The sequence below is a fragment of the Pseudomonas sp. H3_C08 genome (genome assembly GCF_054669455.1).
This window is the reverse complement of sequence record NZ_CP162803.1, coordinates 521198-536829: the sequence shown is the minus strand read 5'-3', so window position 1 is coordinate 536829 and position 15632 is coordinate 521198. Positions and strand designations below refer to the sequence as shown.

The 15632-nt window shown below is 59.1% G+C and carries 16 protein-coding genes and 1 pseudogene; 4 read left to right on the top strand and 13 right to left on the bottom strand.

The annotated features are described in order from the left end of the window. Positions 1-2130: a flagellar biosynthesis protein FlhA gene (flhA, locus tag AB4N74_RS02555; RefSeq protein ID WP_093439768.1), complete on the bottom strand. Its 2130-nt coding sequence runs from the start codon at positions 2128-2130 to the stop codon at positions 1-3. Between the two features lie 588 nt (positions 2131-2718). Between flhA and AB4N74_RS02550 the strand changes: the two genes are divergently transcribed. After that, the gene (locus AB4N74_RS02550; protein WP_460098095.1) at positions 2719-3078 is read left to right on the top strand and encodes a DUF6124 family protein; all 360 of its coding nucleotides are present in this window, start codon (positions 2719-2721) and stop codon (positions 3076-3078) included. Between the two features lie 703 nt (positions 3079-3781). Further along, positions 3782-4141, top strand: a complete 360-nt coding sequence (locus AB4N74_RS02545; protein WP_460098093.1) for a DUF6124 family protein — start codon at positions 3782-3784, stop codon at positions 4139-4141. A gap of 227 nt (positions 4142-4368) precedes the next feature. Here AB4N74_RS02545 and AB4N74_RS02540 read toward each other — a convergent pair whose 3' ends face one another. Continuing rightward, the gene (locus AB4N74_RS02540) at positions 4369-5037 is read right to left on the bottom strand and encodes a hypothetical protein (RefSeq protein ID WP_460098091.1); all 669 of its coding nucleotides are present in this window, start codon (positions 5035-5037) and stop codon (positions 4369-4371) included. 264 nt (positions 5038-5301) lie between these two features. Between AB4N74_RS02540 and AB4N74_RS02535 the strand changes: the two genes are divergently transcribed. After that, positions 5302-6414 carry a hypothetical protein gene (locus AB4N74_RS02535; RefSeq protein WP_460098089.1) on the top strand — a complete coding sequence of 371 codons (1113 nt, stop codon included), beginning with the start codon at positions 5302-5304 and terminating at the stop codon, positions 6412-6414. 34 nt (positions 6415-6448) lie between these two features. On the opposite strand, the pseudogene AB4N74_RS02530 reads toward AB4N74_RS02535, so the two are convergent. After that, positions 6449-6532: pseudogene (locus AB4N74_RS02530) on the bottom strand (hypothetical protein); the annotation flags it as partial. A 542-nt stretch (positions 6533-7074) separates the two neighbouring features. Between AB4N74_RS02530 and AB4N74_RS02525 the strand changes: the two are divergent. After that, positions 7075-7434, top strand: a complete 360-nt coding sequence (locus AB4N74_RS02525; RefSeq protein WP_460098087.1) for a DUF6124 family protein — start codon at positions 7075-7077, stop codon at positions 7432-7434. Between the two features lie 192 nt (positions 7435-7626). Here AB4N74_RS02525 and AB4N74_RS02520 read toward each other — a convergent pair whose 3' ends face one another. The 10 genes from AB4N74_RS02520 to AB4N74_RS02475 all read right to left on the bottom strand — a co-directional run bounded on the left by AB4N74_RS02520 (position 7627) and on the right by AB4N74_RS02475 (position 15537). Further along, entirely contained in the window at positions 7627-7863 is a 237-nt protein-coding gene (locus AB4N74_RS02520) for a hypothetical protein (protein WP_093439760.1), read from the bottom strand. A gap of 140 nt (positions 7864-8003) precedes the next feature. Continuing rightward, the gene (flhB, locus tag AB4N74_RS02515; protein WP_093439755.1) at positions 8004-9143 is read right to left on the bottom strand and encodes a flagellar biosynthesis protein FlhB; all 1140 of its coding nucleotides are present in this window, start codon (positions 9141-9143) and stop codon (positions 8004-8006) included. Between the two features lie 3 nt (positions 9144-9146). After that, positions 9147-9932 carry a flagellar biosynthetic protein FliR gene (fliR, locus tag AB4N74_RS02510; RefSeq protein ID WP_093439752.1) on the bottom strand — a complete coding sequence of 262 codons (786 nt, stop codon included), beginning with the start codon at positions 9930-9932 and terminating at the stop codon, positions 9147-9149. 3 nt (positions 9933-9935) lie between these two features. Continuing rightward, positions 9936-10205: a flagellar biosynthesis protein FliQ gene (gene fliQ, locus AB4N74_RS02505; protein WP_038363854.1), complete on the bottom strand. Its 270-nt coding sequence runs from the start codon at positions 10203-10205 to the stop codon at positions 9936-9938. Continuing rightward, the gene (gene fliP / locus AB4N74_RS02500; protein ID WP_016984314.1) at positions 10202-10960 is read right to left on the bottom strand and encodes a flagellar type III secretion system pore protein FliP; all 759 of its coding nucleotides are present in this window, start codon (positions 10958-10960) and stop codon (positions 10202-10204) included. Before fliP ends, fliQ begins: the two co-directional genes overlap by 4 nt. Continuing rightward, positions 10960-11412, bottom strand: a complete 453-nt coding sequence (fliO, locus tag AB4N74_RS02495) for a flagellar biosynthetic protein FliO (protein ID WP_093439747.1) — start codon at positions 11410-11412, stop codon at positions 10960-10962. Before fliO ends, fliP begins: the two co-directional genes overlap by 1 nt. After that, positions 11413-11862 (bottom strand): flagellar motor switch protein FliN, encoded by a 450-nt coding sequence (gene fliN, locus AB4N74_RS02490; RefSeq protein WP_008077656.1) that lies wholly within the window; start codon positions 11860-11862, stop codon positions 11413-11415. A gap of 55 nt (positions 11863-11917) precedes the next feature. After that, entirely contained in the window at positions 11918-12886 is a 969-nt protein-coding gene (fliM, locus tag AB4N74_RS02485; RefSeq protein ID WP_003222890.1) for a flagellar motor switch protein FliM, read from the bottom strand. 9 nt (positions 12887-12895) lie between these two features. Further along, a complete protein-coding gene (gene fliL / locus AB4N74_RS02480) occupies positions 12896-13399 on the bottom strand; it encodes a flagellar basal body-associated protein FliL (protein ID WP_007920033.1) in 504 nt (167 codons plus the stop codon). 767 nt (positions 13400-14166) lie between these two features. Then, complete coding sequence (locus AB4N74_RS02475) at positions 14167-15537, bottom strand: flagellar hook-length control protein FliK (protein ID WP_257357661.1); 1371 nt, start codon at positions 15535-15537, stop codon at positions 14167-14169. Between the last annotated feature and the right edge of the window lie 95 nt (positions 15538-15632).

The window sequence follows — 15632 nt, the reverse complement described above, 5'->3', positions numbered from 1 at the left end:
TCAGCCGTTGGGCCCTACTGTCGCAACGATGGTCACTTGCTTGTTGTCCGGTATTTCCTGGTAGGCCAGCACATGCAATCCAGGGACTGCGAGGCGGCCAAAGCGCGAGAGCATCGCGCGGATCGGGCCGGCTACCAAGAGGATCACCGGCTGACCTTGCATTTCCTGACGCTGCGCCGCTTCGATGAGCGAACGCTGCAGCTTCTCGGCCATGCTTGGCTCCAGCAGAACACCCTCTTCCGAGCCTTGTCCTGCCTTCTGCAGACTATTGAGCAATATTTGTTCCAACCTTGGTTCCAAGGTGATCACAGGCAGCTCGGACTCAGTGCCTACAATGCTTTGGACGATGGCGCGCGATACGCCGACCCGCACAGCAGCCACCAGCGCGGCGGTATCTTGACTCTTCGCGGCGTTGTTGGCGATGGCTTCGGCGATGCTGCGGATATCGCGCACCGGCACATGTTCGGCAAGCAGCGCTTGCAGCACTTTGAGCAGCTGCGACAACGTGACCACGCCCGGCACCAGCTCTTCTGCCAGTTTCGGCGAGCTTTTGGCCAGCAATTGCATAAGTTGCTGCACTTCTTCGTGGCCGATCAGCTCACTGGAGTGCTTGTACAGAATCTGGTTCAAGTGGGTCGCGACCACGGTGCTGGCGTCGACCACGGTGTAACCGAGCGATTGTGCCTGGGCGCGCTGGCTGATTTCGATCCACACCGCCTCGAGGCCGAAAGCCGGATCTTTGGCGTTGATACCGTTGAGCGTGCCGTACACCTGGCCCGGGTTGATCGCCAGTTCGCGATCCGGATAGATCTCGGCTTCGGCGAGAATCACGCCCATCAGGGTCAGGCGATAGGCGCTCGGCGCCAGATCGAGGTTGTCGCGGATGTGCACGGTCGGCATGAGGAAGCCCAGATCCTGCGAGAGCTTCTTGCGCACGCCCTTGATCCGCGCCAGCAATTGCCCGCCCTGGTTACGATCCACCAGCGGAATCAGGCGATAGCCGACTTCCAGGCCGATCATGTCGATCGGCGTCACGTCGTCCCAGCCCAGCTCTTTGGTTTCCATGGCGCGGGCCGGCGACGGCAGCAAATCCTGCTGGCGCTTGACCTCTTCCAACGCCACGACTTTAGCGACGTTCTGCTTTTTCCAGAACAGGTACGCGCCGCCAGCGGCCAGCGCAGCCATGCTCAGGAACGAGAAATGCGGCATGCCCGGCACCAGGCCCATGACCGCCATCAGACCGGCGGCCACCGCCAGCGCTTTGGGCGAGGCGAACATCTGGCGATTGATCTGTTTGCCCATGTCTTCCGAACCGGAAGCACGGGTCACCATGATCGCCGCCGCTGTTGATAACAACAGTGATGGCAATTGCGCCACCAAACCGTCACCGATGGTCAGCAAGGCGTAAACCTTGCCGGCATCGCCGAAGCTCATGTTGTGCTGGAAGATACCGACGGCCATACCGCCGATGAGGTTGATGAACAGAATCAGCAGGCCGGCAATGGCGTCACCACGGACGAATTTGCTGGCACCGTCCATCGAACCGTAGAACTCGGCCTCTTGGGCGACTTCCTGACGGCGCATCTTGGCCTGGTTCTGGTCGATCAGACCGGCGTTGAGGTCGGCGTCGATCGCCATTTGTTTGCCGGGCATCGCATCGAGAGTAAAGCGCGCGCTCACCTCGGAAATCCGTCCGGCACCCTTGGTCACCACGACGAAGTTGATGATCATCAAGATCGCGAAGACCACGATACCGACCACGTAGTTACCGCCGATCACCACCTCACCGAAGGCCTGAATCACCTTACCGGCAGCGGCGTGGCCGTCCTGACCGTGGAGCATCACCACCCGCGTCGAGGCCACGTTCAACGCCAGCCGCAACAGCGTCGCGACCAGCAGAATCGTCGGGAACACGGCGAAATCCAGCGGTCGCAGCGCATACACGCAGACCAGCAGGACGACGATCGACAGGGCAATGTTGAAGGTGAAGAACACGTCGAGCAGGAACGGCGGCACCGGCAACATCATCATCGCCAGCATGACCAGCAACAACAACGGCACGCCCAGATTGCCTCGACTGAGGTCGGCAACGTTTGTGCGAGCAGTGTTGAATAACTGAGAGCGATCCACCGGTTTTCCCCGTTCCTTTAAAGCAAACTTTTGACGCCCAGAGCGGGCTCACGGCGGGTACTGCAAGAAGCTTTCCAACTTTTGCCGGGGAATGAAATAGAGGGGTTTGATCAAGGAATTTTTGCTGATTGGGCCGGCCCTTTCGCGAGCAGGCTCGCTCCCACAGGGAACCGCATTCCAAATGTCAGATTGAAATGCAATCCAAATGTGGGAGCGAGCCTGCTCGCGAAGGGGCCCTCATGTTCGGCGCAAATTTCTTCATTTAAACGAAGCTGTTTAAAAGACACCTCCAGACACGGTCTCAAGGCTACAAATCCTTGCGCCATTGCCTACAGCCAAGCCAGAATCCGCCGGCTTGTGCGCCTTGGGGTCGGGTTCTATTGTGGTCCGGTCGCTGACGAATCAGCGATCGGGTCTCGCAGCCCGTCGATCTCTGGACGCACAACACCCGCTTTTTATGGCGGCTGTACGTGGGAGACCTTCGGGTCTGCCGGCTCTAGAGTCCCGGTCTGCGACCCGCGTATAGCTGCCACCCTCATTCGTCTCGCAGCGAACGCTGGCAGCTCCAATGACTCTAGGAGCTTCACCATGATCAAACCAACACCCAACCCACCCGAAACAGACCTCGCTTCCCCCTACGAATCCCTCGATTCAAAAAAGCTCAACGACGCCGCCGAACACGCGCTCGATCATTACCTCTGCCCACCCGGCTCCACCCCGCCGCCCCGTAAAACCCGCCGGATGTACGCCGTCACCGCAGACTTCAAAAACGAGGAACTGCTCGCCGATGCCAGCGAAACCCTCGCCTCCGCCAGAACCATCGCCCATGACTTCGCCCACCTGATACCCGCGTCGCAGCGCAGGACGCTGCTGGGGATTGCGCAACTGATCATGCTGGGAGAGCTGGCGGTGAATCGGGTTATGGATAATCTGGAGTTGCCGCAGTAGCGACACGCGATGATCGTTCCCACGCTCCTGCGTGGGAATGCCTCAACGGACGCTCCGCGTTCGGCTCTGGAAGGGACGCGGAGCGTCCCGGCTGCATTCCCACGCAGAGCGTGGGAACGATCATAAAAAACCGCCGCCCCGTTCAGCGGCTTTGCGATCAATTGCTCAATACCAAGTAATTTGGGGACGGATTTATTTAACCAGTGAGCGGGGTTTGATCGAGATTTTTCTGCTGACCGGGATGGCCCTTTCGCGAGCAAGCTCGCTCCCACAGGGAAACGCATTCCAAATGTGGGAGCGAGCTTGCTCGCGAAGGGGCCAGTGAAGTCAGCGCAATGCGCTTCTTAAACTCTGGTGTTTAAAAGACACTTCAGGACACGCCTTCCAGGCTACAAATTCTTGCGCCATTGCCTACAGCTACGCCAGAATCCGCCGGCTTGTGCGCTTTGGGGGCGGGTTCTATTGTGGGTCGGTCGTTGACGAATCAGCGATCGGGTTTAGCGACCCGGACCATCTCAGTGTATCAGCGTTCGTGGCTTCGTTGTGGGACTCTTCGCCCGCAATTACGTTATGGCGGCTGTATGCGGGAGACCTTTGGGTCTACCGGGGTGCCTGTGACCGGTTCGCTAACCTGCGTACAGCTGCCACCTTCACTTGTTTAGCGACAGGGAAAGAGTGGTTCCATAACCTCAGGAGCTTCACCATGATCAAACCAACACCCAACCCACCCGAAACCGATCCCGCCTCCCCCTACGAATCCCTCGATTCAAAAAAACTCAACGACGCCGCTGAACGCGCGCTCGATCACTACCTCTGCCCACCCGGCTCCACGCCACCACCGCGTAAAACCCGCCGGATGTACGCCGTTACCGCCGACTTCAAAAACGAGGAACTGCTGGCCGATGCCAGCGAAACACTCGCCTCAGCCAGAACCATCGCCCATGACTTCGCCCACCTCATACCCGCGTCGCAGCGCAGGAAGCTGTTGGGGATCGCGCAACTGATCATGCTCGGCGAGCTGGCGGTGAATCGGGTGATGGATAATCTGGAGTTGCCGCAGTAGCGACACGCGATGATCGTTCCCACGCTCCTGCGTGGGAATGCCTCAACGGACGCTCCGCGTTCGGCTCTGGAAGGGACGCGGAGCGTCCGGGCTGCATTCCCACGCAGAGCGTGGGAACGATCAATGAGACGTTGTGATTGCTCGCGAAGGCGACCTTACAACCAACGCATGTTTCAGCCATAAAAAACGCCGCACCGCGCAATCGGGACGGCGTTTTTTAATGCCGGTTACTGCGCAGTCAGTATCTGCTTGGGCGCAATATTGCCGAAGCTCAGTTGCTTGCCGTTGATGTACCGCGTACCCCGCAAAATTTGCTCACCTTCGACCTCAACGAAGTCCTCATCCATGTACATCAGCACGACCTTGGTCACTGGCGCAATGACTCCAGGGATCATCAGATCGGTTTGCAGCAGATTGAGCGCCCAATGAAACTGGATGGCCGGCAAATCTCCGATTTCGATCTGACCCGTGTCATCCAGCGATCTGAAGTCTCTGCGTGCAGTCACGCGGAATTTTCGCCCGACCTGCACAAACTCCGGTTTGCCATAACGCACCTGCCGATGAGGGCCGGTCGCCCATTGATCGTTGTAATAACTAGGCGAGGTGAAGAGTTCGAACAACGCCTGATTGTCGCGGATGTTTCCCGCTGCACCGAACAGGTAGTTGTAGGAATAGTGGTTAGCCAGGCCGTCCAGTTCAGGCCTGATCGCGTTGATCGGGTTGTCGAGATAATCCGGGATATAAGCATTGGCCATCTGTTTGAAATGGGTGAAATCCAGATCCATGTCGAAAGTGACGGTGTAGCAGATGGCCCGCTCTTTCGGGTTCTGTTCCAGTCGCCCTGACACATATTCCAGGCCCATGCCCTCGAGTTTTCGGTAAATGCGCTCTGCCATGATCATGCTCTCCTGATTCGGTAAACTTGCGCCCCTATATCGATGTCATGGACAACCGTCCGTCTACTGTAAGAGTTGACAGGTGGATGGCACTTCCAGACCAACGGTCTCTCAACGACGGAGCCAACCAAAAGAGGACATCTGCAAAGCCACCGCTCATCGGAAATACTCGATCACCTGTCAGATCTGACAGTGGCGAGAATTCTTACTTCCTGCATCAAATGGAGCCTTTCCAGGCAATCACTCGAACGCAGGAGACACCCCATGAACTCAATTTCAGCAGTCACCGATCCAGTGGCGCCAAAAGTACTTGAGGCACACGGCTCCGCAGGGGATCAACTTGACTTCGATCATGTCTATTTCGCCCAACACGTCACCGCTCAAGTTCCGCACTACACCGGCATGGCCCGCGGCCATACGGTCCGCATCACTTGGGAAAACCCTCGGCACACCTACCACTCGGAGGTGATCACCGTGGGAACCCCTGGCACCATCGACATCCGCATTCCGCGCCTGGAGGTGATCGATAGCATTGGCCATACGGTGAAGGTCTTTTACACGGTACGTACGGCCCCGGGCACGACCTTGATTCCTTCGCGCTATTTGCTGCTGCACATTCTCCCTCAGTCATTCGATCTCCTGGCACCGACCCTGTCGAGTGATCAGGAAACTGTTAGCGTCAACTACGCAGGCATGACGACTGGCTATACGGTACGTTTGCGCGCTACCGCCAACACGCTATGGGAAAGTGATACGCGACCCGTTCAGGCAGGTGTCACGCCAGTCTTTACACTTCCTTCTGACTGGCGAACAAACAATCGCGGCGCCGATGCCCTGATCAATTACACCGTGTACAAATCGGGAAGTGGTGAGCGGTTGATGTTTTCGAAGGTGTTGAGGGTGCGGGTAGGCGAGGCGATTCCTGAGCCGATACTCTTTGAGAATTTTGATGGCCAACCCCACAGCAGCATTACCGTTGGCCAGAGCATCAGTATCCCGAGCATGACCATCACACTCACTTCCGGAGCGGGTACAACCGGCATTCAAACTTACGGTGGTCCCATAGCAGGGATGCTCACCGGCCCAGCTATCGTGACAAACGCCGGCAATGAGCTTCCGACAGGGCAACAACTGATCACGCTTAGTCTCAAATCAGCCTACTCTCGAGTCAGATTCGCATACACCTATCAACTCAGAGCTGCGGAAATCAGCTTTTCCGACAACTCTGGAAATGTGGGATCGAGAAACCTTCCTGCAGACGCTTCCAACGGCCATAAGTGGGTTGATTTTCCTGCACCCTCCGGCAGGAAAATCACTTCAATTCAAATCGTCTCAAGGGACTGGTCTTACCTGGACCACTTTCAATTCTGGGTTTGAATACTGCCGGATGCCTGATCCTGACACTGGGCAGTCAAGAATCGCGGCGAAGATCCGGCGGAATCGGCAGGTCGTCCTTGAGCGGATCCGGACGCTTGCCCTTGCCGGCGCAGAACTGGCAAGTAAGAAAAGAGGACGGTTTTATCTAACCAGTGATTTAAACAGCGGGGCTTGATCGAGGCTTTTTCTGCTGAGACGGATGGCCCTTTCGCGAGCAGGCTCGCTCCCACAGGGAAACGCATTCCAAATGTGGGAGCGAGCTTGCTCGCGAAGGGGCCAGTGAAGTCAGTGAAAATTGCCTTTTAAACTCAGGTGTTTAAAAGACACCTCCAGACACGCCTTCGAGGCTACAAATCCTTGCGCCTTTGCCTACAGCCAAGCCAGAATCCGCCGGCTTGTGCACCTTGGGGGCGGGTTCTATTGTGGGTCGGTCGCTGACGAATCAGCGATCGGGTTTAGCGACTCGAATTCAAGTCAAAGGTGCATCGGCGTTCCAGGCTTCGTTGCGGATCTGTATTTTCGCGATTTCGTCATGGTGGCTGTATGCGGGAGACCTTCGGGTCTGCCGGGTGCCTTTGACCGGTTCGCTAACCTGCGTACAGCCGCCACCCTCCTGTTTAGCGACAGGTTGTAGCGGCTCCACTTCAAAGGAGCTTCACCATGATCAAACCAACACCCAACCCACCCGAAATCGATCTCGCCTCCCCCTACGAACCCCTCGATTCAAAAAAGCTCAACGACGCCGCCGAACGCGCCCTCGATCACTATCTCTGCCCACCCGGCTCCACGCCCCCACCGCGTAAGACCCGCCGGATGTACGCCGTTACCGCCGACTTCAAAAACGAGGAACTGCTGGCCGATGCCAGCGAAACACTCGCCTCAGCCAGAACCATCGCCCATGACTTCGCCCACCTCATACCCGCGTCGCAGCGCAGGACGCTGTTGGGGATCGCGCAACTGATCATGCTCGGCGAGCTGGCGGTGAATCGGGTGATGGATAATCTGGAGTTGCCGCAGTAGCGACACGCGATGATCGTTCCCACGCTCCTGCGTGGGAATGCCTCAACGGACGCTCCGCGTTCGGCTCTGGAAGGGACGCGGAGCGTCCCGGGCTGCATTCCTTTGCTGCGCGTGGGAACGATCATAAAAAACCGCCGCCCCGTTGAATCGGGGCGGCGGTTTTTTCGTTTCAGCGGCTTTGCGATCGATCGCTCAATACCGGAGGATTTTCACTTTTCCATTCTTGCTCTTGGGCAATTCGAACTCGACCTCGCCGCCCACTTTGACGTTCGCCTGCCGGGCATCGGGCAATGGAATGCTGAATCGGTATTCTTTGGCGGTGAGAAAAAAACCCGTGGCTTCGGCAAAGGAAAGGGATCGTCCCGATTGCTTCGGCGTGATGGTGCCTCTCCCGGTTTTTTCATCGTAGCTGCTGAAAATACCTTTCATTGCCTTGCTCCCTTGCACTCGCTCGCCTGACCGCGCCAGGTTCGCGGCGCCACCTTGCATCAAACTGCAAAATCACGGGAAGCGCACCTGTCAGAGTTGACAGTAAAGGGAGGTCTCAGACCAAAGGCTGCACAGCAACGTCATGAGTCGCGACGCAGATCCGGCGGAATCGGCAAGTCGTCCTTGAGCGGATCCGGGCGCTTGCCCTTGCCGGCGCGGTACTGGCGGATCTGGTAGACGTAGGCCAGGACCTGCGCAACCGCGAGATACAGACCACCAGGAATTTCCTGCTCGAGTTCGGTGGAGTAGTAGATCGAACGCGCCAGCCCCGGCGATTCGAGGAGCATGACGTTGTTGGCTACGGCGATTTCGCGGATTTTCAGGGCGAGGAAGTCGCTGCCCTTGGCCAGCAGCACCGGTGCCCCGCCCTTCTCCGAGTCGTACTTGAGCGCGACGGCGTAGTGGGTCGGGTTGGTGATGACCACGTCGGCGTCGGGAATCGCCGCCATCATGCGCCGTTGAGACATTTCGCGCTGGGTCTGGCGGATGCGCTGTTTGACCTCCGGGCGCCCCTCTTGATCCTTGTGCTCGTCGCGCACTTCCTGCTTGGTCATCAGCAGTTTCTTGTGCGCTTCCCAGAGCTGCACCGGCACGTCGACGGCGGCGATGATGATCAGGCCGCAGGCCAGCCACAATGTGCTCCAGCCAACCAGCGTGACGCTGTGGATGATCGCCATCTCCAGCGGTTCATGGGCGATTCGCAAAAAGTCATCGACGTCCGCCGACAACACCGCCAATGCCACGCCCAAAGTGATGAGGAACTTGGCCAGGGCCTTGAGCAGTTCGACCACAGCCTTGAACGAGAACATCCGCTTCAGGCCTGCCGCCGGGTTCATCCGGCTGAACTTGGGCGCCATGGAGCCCGCTGCGAACAGCCAGCCACCGAGGGAAATCGGCCCGATCAACGCGGCGAGCAACAGAGTGATCATGATCGGCTGGATCGCCAGCAGCGCCATCTGGCCCGACTGCAACAGAAACGCGCCCATGGAACCCTGATCCATGATCACTTCGCGCGACAGCGTGAAGTTCAGGCGCATCAGTTCCATCAGGTCTTCGGCCAGCATGCCGCCGAACACCAGCAGCGCACCGGCACCGGCCATGGTCACGGCCAGGGTGTTGAGTTCTTTGGAGCGGGCAATCTCACCCTTTTCACGGGAGTCCTTTTTACGTTTCTCCGTGGGGTCTTCTGTTTTGTCCTGACCGCTTTCGCTCTCTGCCATGACTCAGCGCGCCCGTGCCAGTTCGCGTAACAACTGCAAGGCCTCGGTGGCCAGCGGCTGGTACTGATTGAGAATGTCCGCCAGACCGACCCAGACGATAAACAGACCGAGCACCAGGGTCAGCGGAAAACCGATGGAGAAAATGTTCAGTTGCGGCGCGGCGCGGGTCATCACGCCAAACGCGATGTTGACCACCAGCAACGCCGTCACCGCCGGCAACACCAGCAACAATGCGGCGCCCAGCACCCAGCCGAGTTTGCCGGCCAGTTCCCAGTAATGCGCGGTCATCAGACCGCTGCCGACCGGTAGCGTGGTGAAGCTTTCGGTGAGGACCTCGAAGACCACCAGATGGCCATTCATCGACAGGAACAACAGGGTCACGAGCATGGTGAAGAACTGCCCGATCACCGCCACCGAGACGCCGTTGGCCGGGTCGACCATCGAGGCGAAGCCCATGCCCATCTGAATCGCGACAATCTGCCCGGCGACGGCAAAGGCCTGGAAAAACAGTTGCAGGGAAAACCCCAGCACCGCACCGACCAGAATCTGCTCGGCTATCAGCAGCAAGCCGCTGAGATCCAGCGGGCTGACCGCCGGCATCGGCGGCAGGCTCGGCGCAATACACACGGTGATGGCCACGGCGAAATACAGGCGCACCCGGCGCGACACCAGCGTCGTGCCGAACACCGGCATGACCATCAGCATCGAGGCGACGCGAAACAGCGGCAACATGAACGACGCCACCCAGGTACTGATCTGGGTGTCGGTCAGCTGAAGCAGCGATTGCATGGCTTAGCCGATGACCATCGGGATGTTTTTGTACAACTGAATGATGTATTCCATGAAGGTCTGCACGATCCACGGACCACCGATGATCAACGTGACCAGCATCACCAGCAGACGCGGGAGGAAGCTCAGGGTCTGTTCGTTGATCTGGGTCGCGGCCTGGAACATCGCCACCAGCAAGCCGACCAACAGGCTCGGCACTACCAGAATCGCGACCATCAGGGTGGTCAGCCACAACGCTTCACGAAAGATATCGACCGCAACTTCCGGCGTCATGGCGAGACACCTCCGAAACTGCTGGCCAGGGTGCCGATGATCAGCGCCCAGCCATCGACCAGCACGAACAGCATGATTTTGAACGGCAGCGAGATGATCAGCGGCGAGAGCATCATCATACCCATCGCCATCAGCACACTGGCCACGACCAGGTCGATGATCAGGAACGGAATGAAGATCATGAAGCCGATCTGGAACGCGGTTTTAAGCTCGGAGGTGACGAACGCCGGCACCAGAATGGTCAGCGGCGCCTGATCCGGCGTGGCGATGTCGGTGCGCTTGGACAGGCGCATGAACAGCTCCAGATCGCTGGTGCGGGTCTGGGCGAGCATGAAGTCCTTGATCGGCACCTGAGCTTTTTCGACCGCTTGCTGGGCGGTAAGGGTTTCCGCCAGATACGGTTGCAGCGCGTCCTTGTTCACCCGGTCGAACACCGGGGCCATGATGAACATGGTGAGGAACAGCGCCATGCCGGTGAGGATCTGGTTCGACGGCGTCTGTTGCAGGCCGAGGGCCTGACGCAGGATCGAGAAGACGATGATGATCCGGGTGAAACTGGTCATCAGAATCACGGCCGCCGGAATGAAGCTCAGGGCGGTCATGATCAAGAGGATCTGCAGACTGACCGAATACTCCTGCGCGCCATCGGCGTTGGTGCCTAGCGTGATCGCCGGGATCGACAACGGATCGGCGGCGAACGCCAGCGGCGCGGCCAGCATCAGGGCCAGCGTCAAGACGATGCGTAACGCACCCATTACTTCTTATCCTTCTGATCCTTGCCGAGAATCTTCAGCAGATGCTGGGCAAATTCCGGGGTCGCTTTCTCGCTGGTATTCGGCACCTCGACCGGCTCTTTGAGCACGTGCAGCGCGGTGATGGTGCCGGGGCTGAGGCCGAGCAGAATCTGCTCGTTGCCGACCTGCACCAGCAGCAAACGGTCACGCGGGCCGAGCGCGCGCGAACCGATCAGCTCGATCACCTGGCCCTTGCCTGCCGGACCTGCCTGCTGCACCCGGCGCAACAGCCAGGCGAGGAAGAAGATCAACCCCAGCACCAGCAACAGGCCGAACACCAGTTGCGTCAGTTGCCCAGCCACGCCGCTGTTGACCATCGGCGCGGTGGCGGCTGGCACTGTGGTCGCCGTTGAAGGCTCGGCGGCCAGCACGCTCAATGGCAATGCCAGCAAAGCCCAGAGAAACCGTTTCACTCAGCGCAGCTTCTTGATGCGTTCGCTTGGGCTGATCACGTCAGTCAGACGGATGCCGAACTTCTCGTTGACCACCACCACTTCACCGTGCGCAATCAGCGTGCCGTTAACCAGCACGTCGAGCGGCTCACCGGCCAGACGATCAAGCTCGATTACCGAACCCTGGTTGAGTTGCAGCAGGTTGCGGATGTTGATGTCGGTGCTGCCGACTTCCATCGAAATCGACACCGGGATGTCGAGGATCACGTCCAGGTTCGGGCCGTCGAGGGTCACCGGGTCGTTGTTCTTCGGCACGCTGCCGAACTCTTCCATCGGCAGGCGCGAGCCGCTGGATGCGTCAGCCGCCAGCAGCGCGTCGATGTCAGCTTGACCATCACCGGTTTCTTCCAGGGCCGCAGCCCATTCGTCAGCCAGTGCCTGGTCGTCCTGGGCGTTCATATCGTCGTTCATCATTTGTCCTCGGCGGGCAAAAATTCAGTTAAATGCTTGGGATAGGAGCGCCGTTTCAGCGACGCTCGATCGGCTCGATCACTTGCAACGCGAGGTTGCCTTTGTGCGAGCCCATCTTGACCTTGAAGGCCGGCACGCCGTTGGCGCGCATGATCATGTCTTCCGGCATTTCGACCGGGATCACGTCACCCGGCTGCATGTGCAGGATGTCGCGCAGTTTCAACTGGCGGCGCGCCACGGTGGCGCCGATGGGTACGTCGACATCGAGGACGTCCTGACGCAGCGCGTTGACCCAGCGCTCGTCCTGATCGTCGAGGTCGGACTGGAAACCGGCGTCGAGCATTTCGCGCACCGGCTCGATCATCGAGTACGGCATGGTCACGTGCAGGTCGCCACCGCCGCCATCGAGTTCGATGTGGAACGTGGAGACCACGATCGCTTCGCTCGGGCCGACGATGTTGGCCATGGCCGGGTTCACTTCCGAGTTGATGTACTCGAAATTGACTTCCATGATCGCCTGCCAGGCTTCTTTCAAATCGACGAAAGCCTGTTCCAGCACCATGCGCACCACACGCAGTTCGGTCGGGGTGAATTCACGCCCTTCGATCTTGGCGTGACGGCCGTCGCCGCCGAAGAAGTTGTCCACCAGTTTGAACACCAGTTTGGCGTCAAGGATGAACAGCGCGGTGCCGCGTAACGGTTTGATCTTGACCAGGTTGAGGCTGGTCGGCACGTACAGCGAGTGCACGTATTCGCCGAACTTCATCACCTGCACGCCACCGACGGCAACGTCCGCCGAGCGGCGCAGCATGTTGAACATGCTGATGCGGGTATAGCGGGCAAAACGCTCGTTGATCATTTCCAGAGTCGGCATGCGTCCACGGACGATGCGGTCCTGACTGGTCAGGTCGTAGCTTTTGACACTGCCGGGTTCGGCAGCGTTATCGGTCTGTACCAGACCATCGTCGACGCCATGCAACAGCGCGTCGATTTCATCCTGGGACAGCAGATCCTGCACGGCCATGTCGTGTTCCTACTGCAGTACGAAATTAGTGAAAAGCAACTGTTCGATCACCACTTTGCCCAGCTCTTTCTGCGCCACTTCCTGGACGCTGGCGGTGGCCTTCTGGCGCAACATCTCCTGGCCGACCGGGGTCGCCAAGGTGGCGAAATCCTGACCGGAGAAGAGCATCACCAGGTTGTTGCGGATCACCGGCATGTGCACTTTGAGCGCTTCCAGATCGGCCTGATTACGCGCCAGCATGGTGATGCTCACCTGCATGTAGCGCTGACGGCCGTTCTGGTTGTAGTTGGCGACAAAGGCCGGCGCCATCGGCTCGAAAATCGCCGGCTGCTTGCCGACAGGCGCTGCATCAGCGGCTTCGGCAGGCTTGCTCTGAGCGCTGTGCATGAAGAACCAGGTCGCCCCCACGGACGCGCCAATGGCCAGCAGCAACGCCAGCACGATCACAATGATCAGCTTGAGTTTGCCTTTGGTTGCGGGGTCTTTCACTGCTGCTGTTTCGCTCTTCGCCATGCCAATAATCCGTCACTAATCGGGTTTTCACAGTCGCACGGCAAGGCAAGAGCAAGTGTTATGCCAGAAGTGTCGGCCGTAGCGCAGACAACGCTAAAGTCAAAGGCACCCTCACCCCAGCCCTCTCCCGGAGGGAGAGGGGGCCGACCGAGGTGTCTTGCGTTAAACATCGACGTGAAAGACCCAGTCGATTAGAGATTCACAGCAGAAGTATCAGGTCGGCGTACTTCAAGAGCATCCCCCAATCAGTCCCCTCTCCCTCTGGGAGAGGGCTAGGGTGAGGGTTTTCAGGTGGCCGACCGAAGTGCAAGACTCAAACACCGACCTGAAAGACCAAGTCGATTACGGATTCACAACAGGAGTATCCGGTCGGCGTACCTCGCAAGCATCCCCCAATCAGTCCCCTCTCCCTCCGGGAGAGGGCTAGGGTGAGGGTTTTCAGGGGGCCGACCGAGGTGTAAGACGTCAAACATCGACCTGCAAGACCAAGTCGATTATGGATTCACAACAGGAGTATCCGGTCGGCGTACTTCAAGAGCATCCCCCAATCAGTCCCCTCTCCCTCTGGGAGAGGGCTAGGGTGAGGGTTTTCAGGGGGCCGACCGAGATGTCGGACGTCAAACTTCGACCTGAAAGACCAAGTCGATTATGGATTCACAGCAGCAGTATCCGGTCGGCGTGCTTCAAGAGCATCCCCCAATCAGTCCCCTCTCCCTCCGGGAGAGGGCTAGGCGGGCGGCGTTCCGATGAGGGGCTCTTGATTTTGATCAGGCGTAATAGTCGACCGCGCTGCTGCCAATCACGCTGGTGGTTTGAGCGGCGGCTTCAGCAATGGTTGCAGGCGCCAATTCGTCATCCGCCGAATCGAGGCGACCGCCGGCCGCGCTGGTGCGACCACTCTGGCCCTGCTGCGCCTGTTCCTGACCTTGTTGCCCCTGCCAGCCACGGTTCTGGTCGGAGACATTGACGTCGACCTGACCCATGCCCTGCTGGTTGAACATTTCGCGCAGGCGATGCATCTGGCCGTCCAGCGCTTCTCGCACGCTTGGATGCGCGCTCATAAAGGTCACTTGGGTCTGCTGGTCCGGAACCATGTTGACGCGAATATCCAATCGCCCCAGTTCAGCCGGCTGCAACTGAATGTCCGCCGCCTTCAGATTGGCACTCGACAGATACATGACGCGATTGACCACTTCTTCAGTCCAGCCGCTCTGGTGCATGGCGATCGGCTGATTCACCGGTACCGCGTTCGCTGTCTTCGGCGTGGCCGCCTGCGTCAGTGCCGCCAGACGGTTGGCGAAGTCATCGACGCGGGTATCGCTGGTCGCAGTCTTGAGATCTTTGAGGCCATCGTCGATCAAGCCGCTGAACGCTTTGTCACCACCCTGGCTGGTGCTGTCCTTGTCGGCTTGCACGTCGAGCATACTGGCCATGCCGGCGGCGAAGGTTTGCGCGGAAGTCAATTCACCGTCGGCCTGAGCCTGAGCCGGCGACGCTTTCGGTTGCGCCTGGCTGGCGGCGGAAATGTGCCCGCCTTGCTCCATCGCCATGCGCACGGCCGGCATCGAGTCGAGCGGGTCGGCCGAAGGGTCGAAATCGCTGTCGGTGGCCGGTGCCGGATCTTTGACCGTCCCCGGCAGAGCGGCAAGCGCAGGTGTTTCGGCTTCAGGCTGGGCACTCGCGACGACCGCCGGAGTCTGTACAACTGGCGCCGTGACTACCGGCTGCACAGCGGTTGCCAATGCCGGATCAAGCGTCGGATCAACCGGCGCCGCGTCTACCACTGGCGTCTGGGCGGTGTCTGTGTTGTCGTCGCTGCTGGCGCTGCTGTCATCGGTCGCTGCGGTTTTGTCGGCAGGCAAGTCGTTGCCGCTATCGGCAACCGCCGGCTGTGCAGCGGCAGACTGATCTTTGCCGATGTCCTTTTTGCCGCTGTTGTCAGCGACCTTGTCGCGCGCCGACTTCGGCGAATTGTCAGCGGTGGCGACAGGCTTGCTCGACCCCTGATCGGCGAACACTTTAGCGAAGCTTGAGGCTTTATCCCCGGTGTCTACGGCCATAGCCGACGTTTTGGCCGAGGCAGCTTGCGCCTTGGCCTGAGCGGCATTCTGAAGAAGGATGTTGGGGGTCGCAGGCATGAAACGGTCTCCGCTGCACTGGGATCGTAGGTACAGTTGCAGAGATAACGCAAGTTCCGGGCCAGTTTTGCCCGGCGCTCGTAAAAAGCGCCGGA